The 14,259-nt window shown below is 60.6% G+C and carries 16 protein-coding genes; 8 read left to right on the plus strand and 8 right to left on the minus strand.

Going from position 1 to position 14,259, the window contains the following annotated elements; genetic code table 11:
* Positions 1 to 16: 16 nt before the first annotated feature.
* The 5 genes from N4Q37_RS25545 to N4Q37_RS25565 all read right to left on the minus strand — a co-directional run bounded on the left by N4Q37_RS25545 (position 17) and on the right by N4Q37_RS25565 (position 3,926).
* On the minus strand, positions 17 to 175 hold the full coding sequence (locus tag N4Q37_RS25545; RefSeq protein ID WP_260962883.1) for a hypothetical protein: 159 nt from the start codon (positions 173 to 175) through the stop codon (positions 17 to 19).
* Positions 176 to 479: 304 nt separating this feature from the next.
* Entirely contained in the window at positions 480 to 971 is a 492-nt protein-coding gene (locus tag N4Q37_RS25550) for a GreA/GreB family elongation factor (RefSeq protein ID WP_260962884.1), read from the minus strand.
* Between the two features lie 70 nt (positions 972 to 1,041).
* A complete protein-coding gene (locus tag N4Q37_RS25555) occupies positions 1,042 to 1,398 on the minus strand; it encodes a hypothetical protein (protein WP_260962886.1) in 357 nt (118 codons plus the stop codon).
* A 98-nt stretch (positions 1,399 to 1,496) separates the two neighbouring features.
* Positions 1,497 to 3,350 carry an Lnb N-terminal periplasmic domain-containing protein gene (locus N4Q37_RS25560; protein WP_260962888.1) on the minus strand — a complete coding sequence of 618 codons (1,854 nt, stop codon included), beginning with the start codon at positions 3,348 to 3,350 and terminating at the stop codon, positions 1,497 to 1,499.
* A gap of 87 nt (positions 3,351 to 3,437) precedes the next feature.
* Positions 3,438 to 3,926 (minus strand): DUF3015 domain-containing protein, encoded by a 489-nt coding sequence (locus tag N4Q37_RS25565; protein WP_260962890.1) that lies wholly within the window; start codon positions 3,924 to 3,926, stop codon positions 3,438 to 3,440.
* Between the two features lie 250 nt (positions 3,927 to 4,176).
* Here N4Q37_RS25565 and N4Q37_RS25570 point away from each other — a divergent pair, with 250 nt between their 5' ends.
* The 4 genes from N4Q37_RS25570 (at position 4,177) to N4Q37_RS25585 (ending at position 8,674) form a co-directional block, all read left to right on the plus strand.
* Positions 4,177 to 6,615 carry a Lon protease family protein gene (locus tag N4Q37_RS25570; RefSeq protein WP_260962891.1) on the plus strand — a complete coding sequence of 813 codons (2,439 nt, stop codon included), beginning with the start codon at positions 4,177 to 4,179 and terminating at the stop codon, positions 6,613 to 6,615.
* A 275-nt stretch (positions 6,616 to 6,890) separates the two neighbouring features.
* A complete protein-coding gene (locus tag N4Q37_RS25575) occupies positions 6,891 to 7,232 on the plus strand; it encodes a PA4575 family protein (RefSeq protein ID WP_215005809.1) in 342 nt (113 codons plus the stop codon).
* 134 nt (positions 7,233 to 7,366) lie between these two features.
* Positions 7,367 to 7,855, plus strand: a complete 489-nt coding sequence (locus N4Q37_RS25580) for a TIGR00645 family protein (protein WP_260962898.1) — start codon at positions 7,367 to 7,369, stop codon at positions 7,853 to 7,855.
* Positions 7,856 to 8,056: 201 nt separating this feature from the next.
* Positions 8,057 to 8,674, plus strand: a complete 618-nt coding sequence (locus tag N4Q37_RS25585; RefSeq protein WP_260962899.1) for an FKBP-type peptidyl-prolyl cis-trans isomerase — start codon at positions 8,057 to 8,059, stop codon at positions 8,672 to 8,674.
* Between the two features lie 67 nt (positions 8,675 to 8,741).
* Here the strand turns inward: N4Q37_RS25585 and N4Q37_RS25590 are convergent, their stop codons facing one another.
* The 3 genes from N4Q37_RS25590 to N4Q37_RS25600 all read right to left on the minus strand — a co-directional run bounded on the left by N4Q37_RS25590 (position 8,742) and on the right by N4Q37_RS25600 (position 10,630).
* On the minus strand, positions 8,742 to 8,999 hold the full coding sequence (locus N4Q37_RS25590; RefSeq protein ID WP_260962901.1) for a PA4570 family protein: 258 nt from the start codon (positions 8,997 to 8,999) through the stop codon (positions 8,742 to 8,744).
* A gap of 196 nt (positions 9,000 to 9,195) precedes the next feature.
* Positions 9,196 to 9,537 carry a zinc ribbon domain-containing protein YjdM gene (locus N4Q37_RS25595; protein WP_158960870.1) on the minus strand — a complete coding sequence of 114 codons (342 nt, stop codon included), beginning with the start codon at positions 9,535 to 9,537 and terminating at the stop codon, positions 9,196 to 9,198.
* 124 nt (positions 9,538 to 9,661) lie between these two features.
* Entirely contained in the window at positions 9,662 to 10,630 is a 969-nt protein-coding gene (locus N4Q37_RS25600) for a polyprenyl synthetase family protein (RefSeq protein ID WP_260962907.1), read from the minus strand.
* Positions 10,631 to 10,869: 239 nt separating this feature from the next.
* On the opposite strand from N4Q37_RS25600, the gene rplU reads away from it, so the two are divergent.
* The 4 genes from rplU (at position 10,870) to proB (ending at position 14,258) form a co-directional block, all read left to right on the plus strand.
* Complete coding sequence (rplU, locus tag N4Q37_RS25605) at positions 10,870 to 11,184, plus strand: 50S ribosomal protein L21 (RefSeq protein ID WP_003176051.1); 315 nt, start codon at positions 10,870 to 10,872, stop codon at positions 11,182 to 11,184.
* A 35-nt stretch (positions 11,185 to 11,219) separates the two neighbouring features.
* On the plus strand, positions 11,220 to 11,477 hold the full coding sequence (gene rpmA, locus N4Q37_RS25610; RefSeq protein ID WP_016773121.1) for a 50S ribosomal protein L27: 258 nt from the start codon (positions 11,220 to 11,222) through the stop codon (positions 11,475 to 11,477).
* Between the two features lie 189 nt (positions 11,478 to 11,666).
* Positions 11,667 to 12,890 (plus strand): Obg family GTPase CgtA, encoded by a 1,224-nt coding sequence (gene cgtA / locus N4Q37_RS25615; protein ID WP_260962915.1) that lies wholly within the window; start codon positions 11,667 to 11,669, stop codon positions 12,888 to 12,890.
* A 249-nt stretch (positions 12,891 to 13,139) separates the two neighbouring features.
* Positions 13,140 to 14,258, plus strand: coding sequence for a glutamate 5-kinase (proB, locus tag N4Q37_RS25620; RefSeq protein ID WP_260962948.1), 1,119 nt, complete (start codon positions 13,140 to 13,142; stop codon positions 14,256 to 14,258).
* Position 14,259 lies beyond the last annotated feature (1 nt).

Below are 14,259 nucleotides of genomic sequence, written 5' to 3' on the forward strand. Positions count from 1 at the left end.
TCGGTCGAGGGACTGATTAACAGCCGAGCGACGAGCAGCCGATATTGGTGCATGTTCCAAAGGTGTTGCATTCGATCGTTGTTACAAATATTTCTCCCATGTTGTTGACGGGAGTCTGATAAGCATCGAACTCGAGATCGAAGTCGCCGGACATATTCAGGATGTGTTCGCTCATGGTGTTTTCCTCATGATCTTTTAATTTTAATTACAGCGCCCCGTGGGCAAAGGGAGGCCCGTCGCGTCCAACCGCGTAGGCGGTTGGCGAGATGTTGTTATTGGTTGAGGCTACTGCAAGCACCGGCTGGGGTGCGGGGGGCACAGTAGCATGCTTCGGAATTAACGCCAGTCTGCGGTTATAAGCTGATGTTGCAGTTACATATGGCTACAGGCATGTTGTGGAACATGACTTGCTCGTAGTGTTAGAGGCGTTGCTGAACTTGTACGAGTGTTCGATGTGATAAGCGAGTCAGCTAGCAAAGTTATCGCAGATCGATTGCAAGCACTTCAATGGCGAGGTCGCCCACCGGTCGTTTCCAGGTCACTTCATCCCCGACCTTCGCCCCCAGCAACGCTCGTCCCAGTGGCGAGCCCCAGTTGACCAGGCCATTGGCGGCATCGGCCTGGTCCTCTCCGACCAATTGAACTTGTTGCTGGTGATCCTGTTCATCGACAAACGTCACCCAGTGCCCGATGCGCACCTGATCGGTCGCCGTCGGCGCTACCACCTGGGCACTTTGCAGGCGCTGGTTGAAATAGCGAAGGTCTCGCTCGATGTCCGCGATTCGTTGTTTGTCCGCCTGCTCGGCTCTTTGTGACTGTTGGCCATGCAAGGCTTGCAGCTCGGCGACCCGGGTCTGCAACTGGACGAGCCCGGCGGGGGTGACGTAGTTAGGCTGGGTGCTGACCTGGCGTTCGACTGGCTGGTCGGCCTGGGCCGCGGCGTTGTCTTCGTTGACGAAGGCTCGACTCATGGTGTGCTCCTCTGTTGGAGTTTGGGCCATGGTCGCAGGCTTTTGGTTTCGACGAATGTCTGTCAGCGACTCATTGCGAGCGATAAGCCCGGGCGGCGTCCCGCTCCTTCTCTTGCTGCCAGGCACGTTCGCGCTCGTCCCAATGCCGTTCGCGGTAGGCGTCCCGCTCCTCGCTTTCGCGCATGGCCTGGCACTGGCGGAAACCGTCGCTCCAACCTTCGGCGTAACGGGGATCCTTGAGGTAACGCGGCACGTCTTTGCGGAACTGGCCGGTGATCACGCCGGCCGCCTGCCGGCCACTGCTGCAACCGTCATCGAAACCGTCGGCGAATGCTGGCGGATAACCACGGGCGATCAAGTCCTCGTGGGTCGTTTCGCAACCACCCAGCACCATCAATGCAGCCAATACCAGTACCGCGCGCCTCATTTTTTGCCTTTCCGTAGGATCCACCTATAGGACAAGTCTAGAAGTGGATTCGTCAGGAAGGCGTGAAAGCCTCGTAATTTATCCGTTCGCGTCTGTGTTCAGTAGTGATACCACTTCATTTCCAGCATCACTTCGTTCTCTGGCGCGGCCAGGTGGCTGAACGCCCGCTGGGCGCTCAGGCGCAGGCCGAGATTGCGGGACAATTCCCACTGCTGGTTCAGGCTCAGGCTACGACGTATTTCTCCGTTGACGAAGTAATCGCCCTTGGCTTCCAGGCTCAGGTTGCCCAGCGGGTTCTTCCACAGCACGCCGCTGTTGAAACCGGCGGCCGGGGCGATGAATTGGGCGAAGTCGTTGTTGTGCTCGACCCGCACGGTGCCCAGGGCAAAGCCCAGCACATCGTCGCCCAGCGCCCAGGTGCCGCCGGCACCGCCGTTGACGTGGCTGACCAGGGTTTCGTCGTCGTGCTTGCCCGGCACCCGCTCCAGGCCGCCGGTGACCTGCCAGGACAGCGGTTGCAGCAGTTCGTTGCGTGGGGTGAGGGAGCGAATGGTCGCCAGGTCCAGTCGCTGCAACTGCCAGTCGTTGCCTTCGTACTGGCGCAGCTTCAATTGCAGGATTTCAATCTGTGCCCCCAGCGGGAAGCTTTCGGCGTTGTCGTTGAGATCGTGATAGGCCATGCGCAAACCGTACTCGCCGAACGCCCGGTCGCCCCGGCTGCCAAGACCGGCTTGCCAGGTGCGTGATTCATGGCCGTCTTCGGGCAATCCCGGTGGTGGGATATCGAGCTCCGGTGCAGGGTTCTGGTTGATCGCCCGCAACAACTCGAAACTGCGTTGGGCGCGCTGTGGATCGCGCTCCTGGCCATTGGCGCGGTAGCGCTCCAGGCGATAGGCCGCGTCGATGATCAACGCCTGGCGTTCGCGTGCCAGTGCCTTGAAGGCGGGGGCTTGCAGCTGTTGTTGATCGGCACTGACTTGCAGCACCCATTGCTGTTCGTCGTCCGTGAGGGGCTTGGCACGGCTGAGCAGTTCGCGTTCGCGGGACGGTCGGTATTCGATGCTCTCCACCAACCCGGCTTCTTTCACAGCCTTGACGGTGTCGGTGGGGATCGCCGTCAGTGGGAACTGGTCGGTCAGGCGCAGGCTGGGACGGGCCACCTGTAGCAGTTCGAGCAGGCGGTAGGAGCAGTTTTCGTCGAAGAAGAAGTAGTCGAACTGGATCTGCTTCAGCTCCCAGACGTGTTCAACCATGCGCTCGGTTTCCGCCTGGCTCAGGTTGAGGCGGTATTCCCACAGGTCGCGGTTCTCCAGGCTGCGGTATTCGGCGAGCTTCTGCTGGTACGGCACCAGCGCGAACAGACCGGGATAGCCGCCCATCAGGCCTTTCCAGGCATAGAGGATGCTGTTGTCGGAGCCTTCGATGTAGGCGCCGAAATTGATCGCGTAGCTGAGCAGCGCGGTCTTGTCGCGTTGTACGTCGGCCTGGTCGATGCGCAGCAAGGTGTGGCCGAACATCGATGACGGACTGTTCAGGTAGGCGGCGGGGAAAATCATCACCGCGCTGTGGGGCGACACGTCCTTGAACCATTGGGTGAAATCGCTGCAATTGACCGCCGGCAGATCCGTCAGGTTGAGCTGCGCCTTCAACCAGCGTGTGCGCGCCGGGTACACGCACTGGGCATGTTGCTGGCCGGCCTCGGCCGGGCCGTACAAGGCGCGCAGCGTGGCCGTCAGTTCTCGGTCGGGATGGGTATTGCCGTCGGGCGCGAGGAAGAATTTCTTGTCGCTGATGTAGCTGCGCCAGCCACCGAGCTTGGCGGTTTCATAGTGGCCCAGGGAAATCCAGAAGCGATCATTGGCCAGTTGCTGCAAACGTTGAGGGTCGACATAGGACGCGGCGGACAGCGGGGCGCACACACAGAGCGCCAGCCAGGCAAGGCGTTTGAGCATAATCGGCTACTTGGAAAATCGAAAATAAAGACCGAAGGGGCCCCAAAAAGAAAACCCGCTCCCCGAGAGGAGCGAGTGTTGTCGAGCTTAAGCTGGAGTGGCGTACTTGGCCAGGCGTGGGTCGTTCTTCAGTACGGCCAGGGTGTTGGCATGCACGTCTTCGGCGGTCACGTCCGCCTTGCTGAAGATCTGCTGGAAGTGCTCGTGGGTCACGGCGGAGAAATGCGCACGGTCTTCTGGCGCCACACCCAGTACCACGGCGTAGGTGGTCAGCGCTTCGCCCTGACCCTTGGCCATGTCTTCGGACAGCTCGTTCATCATGCCATTCATGGCCAGCCAGGACTTGCCGCCATAGGTCAGCGCCGCGTTGGTCGAGCAGCCGTTGGTGCCGGAGGTCATGCCGAAGGTGGCGTTGCCGGAGGTGCCGTTGGTGGTGGATGCGAGGAAGTGAGCCGGGGTGCCACGCTGGCCTTCGAACAGCATGTTGCCCCAGCCGCAGTCCGGACCGCCTGGCGCCTGAGCCATGGCGTTGATGGATACAGCGGTGAAGAGAGTACCGAGAAGAATCCGTTTCATAGCTATGTTCTCTTTATGTGCATACCAATGGACAGGGTCTGGCCCGTGGCCTGGACGGCCAGATGCCAGTGGGCCGGTTATTCATCCAGCCGCGCAATTTGGAGTTTAGGCACGATCTGCCGGTTCCGTTGCATTTTGCTAAAACTACCCGGCCAGCCACAGCTATGCTCTGGCCCGAGGCGCTCCTTGCCAGCCAGGTAGGGGAGCGCCAGAATGCCGTTATCTGCCCCGCCTGATGTAAGGAAGCCCGATGCCTGATCCTGTTGCTGCCAGCTTGCGTCTAGCGCCTGAAGCGCTGACCCGTCCGTTTTCCGCTGAACAGTTCAGCTTCTCTACCACCAATGATCTGGAGCCCTTCCGCGGTGTGCTTGGCCAGGAACGTGCGGTCGAAGCATTGCAATTCGGCGTGGCGATGCCACGTCCCGGCTATAACGTGTTTGTCATGGGTGAGCCCGGCACCGGCCGGTTTTCGTTCGTCAAGCGTTACCTCAAGGCCGAAGGCAAGCGCCTGCAGACCCCGGCGGACTGGGTCTACGTCAACAATTTCGATGAACCCCGCGAACCCCGCGCTCTGGAACTGCCGTCCGGCACCGCCGGAGCGTTCATCGCCGACATCAATGGCCTGATCGACAACCTGTTGGCAACTTTTCCGGCGGTGTTCGAGCACCCGTCCTACCAGCAGAAGAAAAGCGCCATCGACCGCGCCTTCAACCAGCGCTACGACCGTGCCCTCGATGTGATCGAACGTCTGGCGCTGGAGAAGGACGTCGCGTTGTACCGCGACAGCAGCAACATCGCCTTCACCCCGATGAGCGACGGCAAGGCCCTGGATGAGGCGGAATTCGCCCAGTTGCCGGAAGCCGAGCGCGAGCGCTTCCATGACGACATCGCGGCCCTGGAGGAGCGCCTGAACGAAGAACTCGCCAGCCTGCCGCAGTGGAAGCGCGAATCCAGCAATCAATTGCGCCAGCTCAACGAAGAAACCATCACCCTGGCCCTGCAACCCTTGCTGGCGCCGTTGTCGGAAAAATATGCGGAAAACGCGGCGGTCTGCGGTTATTTGCAAGCGATGCAGGTCAACCTGCTCAGGACCGTGGTCGAGCAGTTGGTGGACGACAGCAAGACCGACGCTGTCGCTCGCAAGCTGCTGGAGGAGCAATACGCCCCGAGCCTGGTGGTCGGGCATCCCACCAGCGGTGGGGCGCCGGTGGTGTTCGAGCCGCACCCGACCTACGACAACCTGTTCGGTCGTATCGAATACAGCACCGACCAGGGCGCGCTCTATACCACCTACCGGCAGTTGCGTCCCGGCGCGCTGCACCGGGCCAACGGCGGTTTCCTCATCCTGGAAGCGGAAAAAATGCTCGGCGAGCCGTTCGTATGGGATGCGCTCAAGCGTGCCCTGCAATCGCGCAAGCTGAAAATGGAATCGCCGCTGGGCGAGCTGGGCCGCCTGGCCACCGTGACCCTGACACCGCAGCACATTCCGTTGCAGGTCAAGGTCGTGATCATCGGTGCCCGCCAGCTCTACTACACCCTGCAAGACCTGGATCCGGACTTCCAGGAAATGTTCCGCGTGCTGGTGGATTTCGACGAAGACATCCCGATGGGCGACGAAAGCCTGGAACAGTTCGCCCAGTTGCTCAAGACCCGCACCTCGGAGGAGGGCATGGCGCCGCTGACGGCCGATGCGGTCGCGCGCGTGGCGACTTACAGCGCACGGCTGGCCGAACACCAGGGGCGTTTGTCGGCGCGTATCGGCGACTTGTTCCAATTGGTCAGCGAGGCGGACTTCATCCGCCAACTGGCCGGTGACGAGATGACCGACGCCGGCCATATCGAGCGTGCTCTCAAGGCCAAGGCGACGCGCACCGGGCGGGTCTCGGCGCGGATCCTCGACGACATGCTCGCGGGGATCATCCTGATCGATACCGCCGGCGCGGCCGTGGGCAAGTGCAACGGGTTGACGGTGCTGGAGGTCGGCGACTCGGCGTTTGGCGTGCCGGCGCGGATTTCCGCCACGGTGTACCCGGGTGGCAGCGGCATCGTCGACATCGAGCGGGAGGTCAACCTTGGCCAGCCGATCCACTCCAAGGGCGTGATGATCCTCACCGGCTACCTGGGCAGTCGTTATGCCCAGGAATTCCCGCTGGCGATTTCGGCGAGTATCGCCCTGGAGCAATCCTACGGTTACGTGGACGGCGACAGCGCATCGCTGGGTGAGGCCTGCACGTTGATTTCGGCCTTGTCGAGGACGCCGTTGAAGCAGTGCTTTGCCATCACCGGCTCGATCAACCAGTTCGGTGAAGTGCAGGCAGTGGGTGGGGTCAACGAGAAGATCGAAGGTTTCTTCCGCCTCTGCGAAGCCCGCGGGCTGACAGGCGAGCAGGGGGCGATCATTCCCCAGGCCAACGTCGCCACCCTGATGCTCGATGAAAAAGTGCTGGCCGCCGTACGGGCCGGGCAATTCCATGTCTATGCCGTGCGCCAGGCCGACGAAGCACTGAGCCTGTTGGTGGGCGAGCCCGCCGGCGAGCCGGACGAGAACGGTGAGTTCCCCGAAGGCAGCGTCAATGCCCGCGTGGTGGAGCGGCTGCGAGTGATCGCGGAGATGATCAGCGAAGACGAGATCAAGGAGGCGGAAGCCGAGCAGGCGCAGCAGGCATTGGTGGAAACCAAGCCGGCTTGATGCTTTCCTGATTCCGGCGGAGTTCAGTGCGAACGAACCTGTGGGAGCAAACTTTGCTCCCACAGGCACCCGAAGTATCTTGGATTGGTTGCAAGGGATGCCACCGTTTTGGCGTCAATATTCACACTATGACCATTCGGCGTATTCTGGTCTCGAAAACCCTTGCGCCAAGAACTTTTCTTCTATCCTGAGTTCAAGGATAACGAGAGCCATCATCGGATCGAAACAGCCTCATTTCCGGGGCTGAATACCGGATCTACCCGAGGGGCGCCGCCATGTCGCGCAACCTTTGCCTCACTCGCCAATGCCTGGGCCTTGTCACCCGTATCGAATGCGCTATCCGCCCCCTGGCGGGAGATACCGGAATGTGGACCTTGCTCTTCGCCGCCGGAATGGCCGGCGAACAACCCTCCGCCATCAAGGCCCAAGGACCGTTTGCCGGCCCCAATGCCGCCGAGTCCATTCTCGACACCATCGTTCAGAGCCTGACCTTGCACGGTTATGAGCTGGCCAATGATCCGCAGATCTGGTGCCTGCACATGCAGGCGCAATTGCGCGAGATCAATGGCGGTCGCTGTCGCAACGTCGGCGGTTTCGAGTTTCGCCCGCTGCATTGAAGGCCATCACGGCCCCGGGCGACTCACTGTAAGATCTTGACACAAGGGCAGGGGCCAAGGATCGGCCCGGCGTTTGTGGGGCAAGTCGTGGCTGATATACTCGCCGCGATTTTTCAGCCCTGGTATGAGATTCAATGGAACGCTTTATCGAAAATGCAATGTACGCCTCTCGTTGGCTGCTGGCGCCGATCTACTTCGGGCTGTCGTTGGGCTTGCTGGCCCTGGCGCTGAAGTTCTTCCAGGAAGTCTTCCACGTCATCCCGAACGTGTTCTCCATGGCCGAGTCCGACCTGATCCTGGTGTTGCTCTCGCTGATCGACATGGCGCTGGTGGGCGGCCTGCTGGTGATGGTGATGATTTCCGGCTACGAGAACTTCGTCTCGCAACTGGACATCGGCGAGGAGAAGGAAAAGCTCAACTGGCTGGGGACCATGGACTCTTCCTCACTGAAGATGAAAGTCGCCGCCTCGATCGTGGCCATTTCCTCCATCCACCTGCTGCGCATTTTCATGGATGCCAAGAATGTCGATCCCGAGCACCTGATGTGGTACGTGATCATTCACATGACCTTTGTAGTCTCGGCGTTCGCCATGGGCTACCTGGACAAACTGACCAAGCACTGAAGCCTGTACAGCGTGTCGGCGCGGCGCCCGTCTGTTGCAAGGCAGACGGGCGTCGTCGTTTTTGGCGTGGGGGGATGTCGATGCTCGTCATCGACCATGGCATCTGTGCTAGTCTGCTGGCCCTTTTTGGTTCCGGGCGCTCCGGAAGGCGCTGTGTCATGCACGGCCCTTTTCGAGCCGTCCGCACAGCGGAGCAACAGCATGTCCGAAGTTAACCTGTCCACCGACGAAACCCGCGTCAGCTACGGCATTGGCCGTCAGTTGGGCGACCAGCTGCGCGACAACCCGCCACCGGGCGTGAGCCTGAACGCGATCCTGGCCGGCCTGACCGACGCATTCGCCGGCAAGCCGAGCCGCGTGGGTCAGGACGAGATGTCCGCCAGCTTCAAGGTCATTCGCGAAATCATGCAAGCCGAGGCGGCTGCCAAGGCTGAAGCCGCTGCTGGCGAAGGTCGTGCGTTCCTGGCCGAAAACGCCAAGCGTGAAGGCATCACCACCCTGGCATCGGGCCTGCAATTCGAAGTGCTGACCCAGGGCGAAGGCGCCAAGCCGACCCGTGAGGACCAGGTGCGCACCCACTACCACGGCACCTTGATCGACGGCACCGTGTTCGACAGCTCCTACGACCGTGGCCAACCGGCTGAATTCCCGGTGGGCGGCGTGATCCCAGGCTGGACCGAAGCCCTGCAACTGATGAATGCCGGCAGCAAATGGCGCCTGTATGTGCCGAGCGAACTGGCCTACGGCGCTCAAGGCGTTGGCAGCATTCCGCCGCACAGCGTGCTGGTGTTCGACGTCGAGCTGTTGGACGTTCTGTAAGGCATCAACGTTTCAAACAGGCTTTTGTGGGAGCGAGCAGGCTCGTTCCCACAGGGTTTGTCTAGGTTCATCCATGGAACCTGTCAGTGAATTCGCCACTGGGGCGCAATGCCCGGGCGTAACAGAACAGGAACAGATTGCGCACCAGCTCCTTGAGCACCAAGGGCTCGCTGGAGTTCAGGCTGTTGAAGTCCAGGTCTCCCTGGTCCTGTAACTCGTTCAAGGCTTGCTCCTCAAGCACTGCACAGACTTCCCCGGTTTCCCGATGCAGGATCCTGAGGTAGGGATGTGGGCGGTCCAGCCAGGCATCGATCAAATAAGTCATGGTTCTCATCTCCTTGATGGGTTCAATGAGAATAATTCCTATTCGCTAAATAGCAAGTCTCTATTGGTGTTCCGATTGTTTTTCTGACGACGGGAGATGGCTGCTCAGGTGGCGGGCGTTGGGTTCGTGGGGGAGAGAGGGCGCAGGGAGAGGGGCACCACCCCGCACATGGGGTGCGGGGTGGAATGCAGTGAGATCAGACTTTTCTGACGAACTCGGATTTGAGTTTCATCGGGCCGATACCGTCGATCTTGCAATCGATGTCATGGTCGCCATCGCACAAGCGGATGTTCTTGACCTTGGTGCCGACCTTGACCACCAGCGACGTGCCCTTGACCTTGAGGTCCTTGATCACAGTGATGGTGTCACCGTCCTGCAGGACGTTGCCCACGGAATCTTTTTTTACGGTGTCGTCGGACGCCACTTCAGCTTCGCCGCTGGCGGACCATTCGTGGGCACACTCCGGGCAGACCAGCTGGGTGCCGTCTTCGTAAGTGTATTCGGAATTGCATTTCGGGCAGGGAGGCAGCGTGCTCACTAAGGTTCCTTGGGTATCAGGAGGACAAAAGGGCGCACATTATATAAGGTTTTGTGGCTGAAGTGGGGGGGGGCGCAGTCTTGTGGCAAGGAAGCGAGCTTCCTTGCCACATAAAGCCTATGTATCAGTGGGTACGAGCCACCGCAAACTCGCTCAGTTCCACCAGTGCATCGCGATATTCGCTGGCCGGCAGGGCGTCCAGGCATTTGATCGCGCGGGCGACGTAGTCCCGGGCCAGTTGCGCGGTGTATTCCAGCGAGCCGGAGGCTTCGACCGCTGCACGGATGCTTTCCAGGTCTTCGATCCCGCCTTTCTGGATCGCCTGGCGCACCAGTGCTGCCTGTTCCGGTGTGCCTTCGCGCATGGTGTAGATCAGTGGCAGAGTCGGCTTGCCTTCGGCCAGGTCATCACCGACGTTCTTGCCCAGGGTGTCGGCGTCGCCCTTGTAGTCCAGCAGGTCGTCCACCAGTTGGAAGGCCACGCCCAGGTGATCGCCGAAGGTGCGCAGCGCTTCGCTCTGTTCGGCGCTGGCGCCGGCCAGGGCGGCGGCACTGTGGGTCGAGGCCTCGAAGAGCATCGCGGTCTTGCCGCGGATGACCTCCATGTAGGTTTCTTCCGTGGTGCTGGCGTCGCGTACCTTGGACAACTGCAGCACTTCGCCTTCGGCGATGATGCGGGTGGCCTGGGAGAGGATCTTCATCACCGGCATCGAACCCAGCTCGACCATCATCTCGAACGAGCGCGAATACAGGAAGTCGCCCACCAGCACGCTTGGGGCGTTGCCCCACATGGCGTTGGCGGTCGAGCGGCCACGGCGCATGCCGGACATGTCGACCACGTCGTCATGCAGCAGGGTCGCGGTGTGCAGGAATTCGATGGTGGCGGCGAGCAGGCGCATGTCATCGCCTTCGCGACCCAGGGCCTTGCCACACAAGAGCACCAATAGCGGGCGCAGGCGCTTGCCGCCAGCAGAGGTGATGTAATCGCCGATTTTCGATACCAGAGGCACTCGGGAAGTCAGCTGCTTCTTGATGATACCGTCGACGGCACTAAAATCGTCCGCCACCGCGCGGTAGAAAGCTTGGGGTTGCATCAGCGACAGGTGCTCCAGAAGGGTTGCGCGGCATGCTAGGACCCACGTCCGCGGGTGTCAAGGCGCGATAGGCGGCTACTTGCAAGGCCTGATCAGCTTGCGTACAATCGCGCACCCTGAACTTCCTGGGCAGCACCTGCCTTACGCAATTGCATCCGGGCCTTCCAGCCCATGCAGCCATGCCAGCCAATACCTCTTTTTATAAAGCGCTGGGTGAGCAGGATTATCGGAGAAATACCATGTCGTATGCAGTAATCGTTACTGGTGGCAAGCAATACAAGGTCGCCCCAGGTGAATACCTGAAGATCGAAAAACTGGAAATCGCTACCGGCGAATCCGTCACTTTTGATCGCGTTCTGTTGGTCGCCAATGGCGATGACGTGAATATCGGCGCTCCAGTCGTTGCTGGCGCTACCGTTGTGGCTGAAGTGATCTCCCAAGGTCGTCACGATAAAGTCCGCATCATCAAGTTCCGTCGTCGTAAGCACCACATGAAGCGTATGGGCCACCGCCAGTGGTACACCGAGATCAAAATCACCGGTATTCAGGCTTAATTCCAGCCTAATTCCTCACTAGGAGAATTGAACTCATGGCACACAAAAAAGCTGGTGGTAGTACCCGTAACGGTCGCGACTCAGAAGCCAAACGCCTTGGCGTGAAGATGTATGGCGGCCAGGTCATCAAGGCCGGTAACATCATCGTGCGTCAGCGCGGCACCCAATTCCACGCTGGCTACGGCGTTGGCATGGGCAAGGATCACACCCTCTTCGCTAAAATCGAAGGCGTGATCAAGTTCGAAGTAAAAGGCGCCTTCGGTCGTCGTTATGTAAGCGTTATCGCAGCTTAATTGCGAGACCGCTGGAAAAGCCCTGTCTTGCGACGGGGCTTTTTCGTTTGTGGGGTGAGTCTCTTGCAAAACTGTTTGTATGGGCTGTCTGCGCTGCGGTAAGGGCGTTCATCGGGTCGCTGCGCTCATTTTTGCAAGAGTCTTATATTTTGTTTTTTCGGCTCGTCCGTATGGCGAGAGGCGCGTGTCATGAAGTTTGTTGATGAAGTATCGATTCGAGTAAAGGCCGGCGATGGCGGCAATGGCTGCATGAGCTTTCGTCGGGAAAAATTCATTGAAAATGGTGGTCCGAACGGCGGCGACGGTGGCGACGGCGGCTCGATCTTCATGATGGCCGACGAAAACCTCAACACCCTGGTGGACTACCGCTATACCCGGCACTTCGATGCCGAGCGTGGCTCCAACGGCGGCAGCACCGACTGCACCGGCAAGAAAGGTGAGGACCTGGTCCTGCGGGTGCCGGTGGGTACCACGGTGATTGACTCTGCCACTCAAGAAGTCATCGGTGACCTGACCAAGCCGGGCCAGCGTCTGCTGGTGGCTCATGGCGGCTGGCATGGCCTGGGCAACACCCGTTTCAAATCCAGTACCAACCGCGCGCCGCGCCAGACCACCCCAGGCAAGCCAGGTGAGCAGCGTGACCTGAAGCTGGAAATGAAAGTGTTGGCTGATGTGGGTCTGCTGGGCCTGCCGAATGCGGGTAAGAGTACGTTCATTCGTTCGGTGTCGGCGGCCAAGCCGAAAGTCGCCGATTATCCGTTCACCACCCTGGTGCCGAACCTGGGCGTGGTCAGCGTCGATCGCTGGAAGAGCTTCGTGATCGCGGACATCCCGGGGTTGATCGAAGGGGCCTCCGACGGTGCCGGCCTGGGGATTCGTTTCCTCAAGCATTTGGCACGTACCCGTTTGTTGCTGCACCTCGTGGACATGGCGCCGCTGGATGACAGCAGTGCCGCCGATGCCGCCGAGGTCATCGTCGCCGAACTGGCCAAGTTCAGCCCGGCCCTGGCCGAGCGTGATCGCTGGCTGGTGCTGAACAAGTGCGACCAGATACTTGAAGAAGAGCATGAAGAGCGGGTCAAGGAAATCGTCGATCGCCTGGAGTGGGAAGGTCCGGTCTACGTGATCTCGGCCATTGCCAAAGAAGGCACCGAGCGCTTGAGCCACGACATCATGCGTTACCTGGAAGATCGCGCCGATCGCCTGGCCAATGACCCGGCTTACAAGGAAGAGCTGGCTGAGCTCGATCAGCGCATCGAAGACGAAGCCCGTGCACGGTTGCAGGCGCTGGACGACCAGCGTGCCCTGCGTCGCAGTGGCGTGAAGTCGGTCCATGACATCGGTGACGATGATTGGGATGAAGAGGATGTGGACGACGAGGATGGTCCGGAAATCATCTACGTTCGCGACTGATCCGATGCTGCTCGGCCGGAGCCTCTGCCTGTGTGAGTGATCTGTGGGGGCAAAGCTTGCTCCCACAAGTATTCTTGGCTGGTGGGTGGCGGGCAGGTTCAAGTGTTTCGGCGCGGTGTTATCATCGCAGCCAGCCGGTTTCCAAGGCGCCGCTCATACGAGCGGCGTTTTGGTATCTGTAAAACGCAAATACGAATAATCCCATGGGCGGCGCTGGGTCGCGCCGTTCGCTGGCAAAGGTTGAAGATGATGCGGAGCAAGGTGACGGGTGCGCGGCGCTGGGTCGTGAAGATCGGCAGCGCACTGCTGACGGCGGATGGCAAGGGCCTGGATCGCCAGGCGATGGCAGTGTGGGTCGAGCAGATGGTGGCCTTGCATGAGGCTGGCGTCGAGCTGGTGCTGGTCTCTTCGGGGGCTGTGGCTGCCGGCATGAGCCGTTTGGGCTGGACGTCGCGACCCAGCGCGATGCACGAGTTGCAGGCCGCCGCCGCCATCGGCCAGATGGGCCTGGTGCAGGCCTGGGAGTCGAGCTTTGCCGAACTCGGTCGCCATACGGCGCAGGTCCTGCTGACCCATGATGACCTGTCCGACCGCAAGCGCTACCTCAATGCCCGCAGTACCTTGCGAGCGCTGGTGGAGCTGAAAGTCATCCCGGTGATCAACGAGAACGACACCGTGGTTACCGACGAAATCCGTTTCGGCGACAACGACACCCTGGCGGCGTTGGTGGCGAACCTGGTAGAGGCGGACCTGTTGGTGATTCTCACGGATCGCGATGGCATGTTCGACGCTGATCCGCGCAACAATCCCGATGCCAAATTGATCTACGAGGCTCGCGCCGACGATCCGGCGCTGGATGCGGTGGCCGGTGGCACGGGCGGTGCGCTGGGGCGTGGCGGTATGCAGACCAAGCTGCGGGCGGCGCGTCTGGCGGCGCGTTCCGGTGCTCATACCATTATCGTCGGTGGGCGCCTGGAGCGTGTGCTCGATCGCCTGAAGGCGGGTGAGCGCATCGGCACGTTGCTTTCGCCAGAGCGCGGCATGCTGGCGGCGCGCAAGCAGTGGCTGGCCGGCCATCTGCAAACCCGTGGCACGCTGGTGTTGGACGCTGGTGCGGTGACGGCGCTGTCCCAGGGCAATAAAAGCCTGTTGCCGGTTGGCGTCAAGCTGGTCCAGGGCAGTTTCCGGCGTGGCGAGATGGTGGTCTGCGTGGCGCCGGACGGTCGCGAGATCGCTCGCGGCCTGGCCAACTACAGTGCGCTGGAAGCGCAGAAAATCATCGGTCAATCGTCGGATGCGATTGTCGGCTTGCTGGGTTACATGGCGGAGCCGGAGCTGGTCCATCGCGATAACCTGATCCTCGTCTAAG

Source organism: Pseudomonas citri, assembly GCF_025336485.1.
GTDB lineage: Bacteria > Pseudomonadota > Gammaproteobacteria > Pseudomonadales > Pseudomonadaceae > Aquipseudomonas > Aquipseudomonas citri.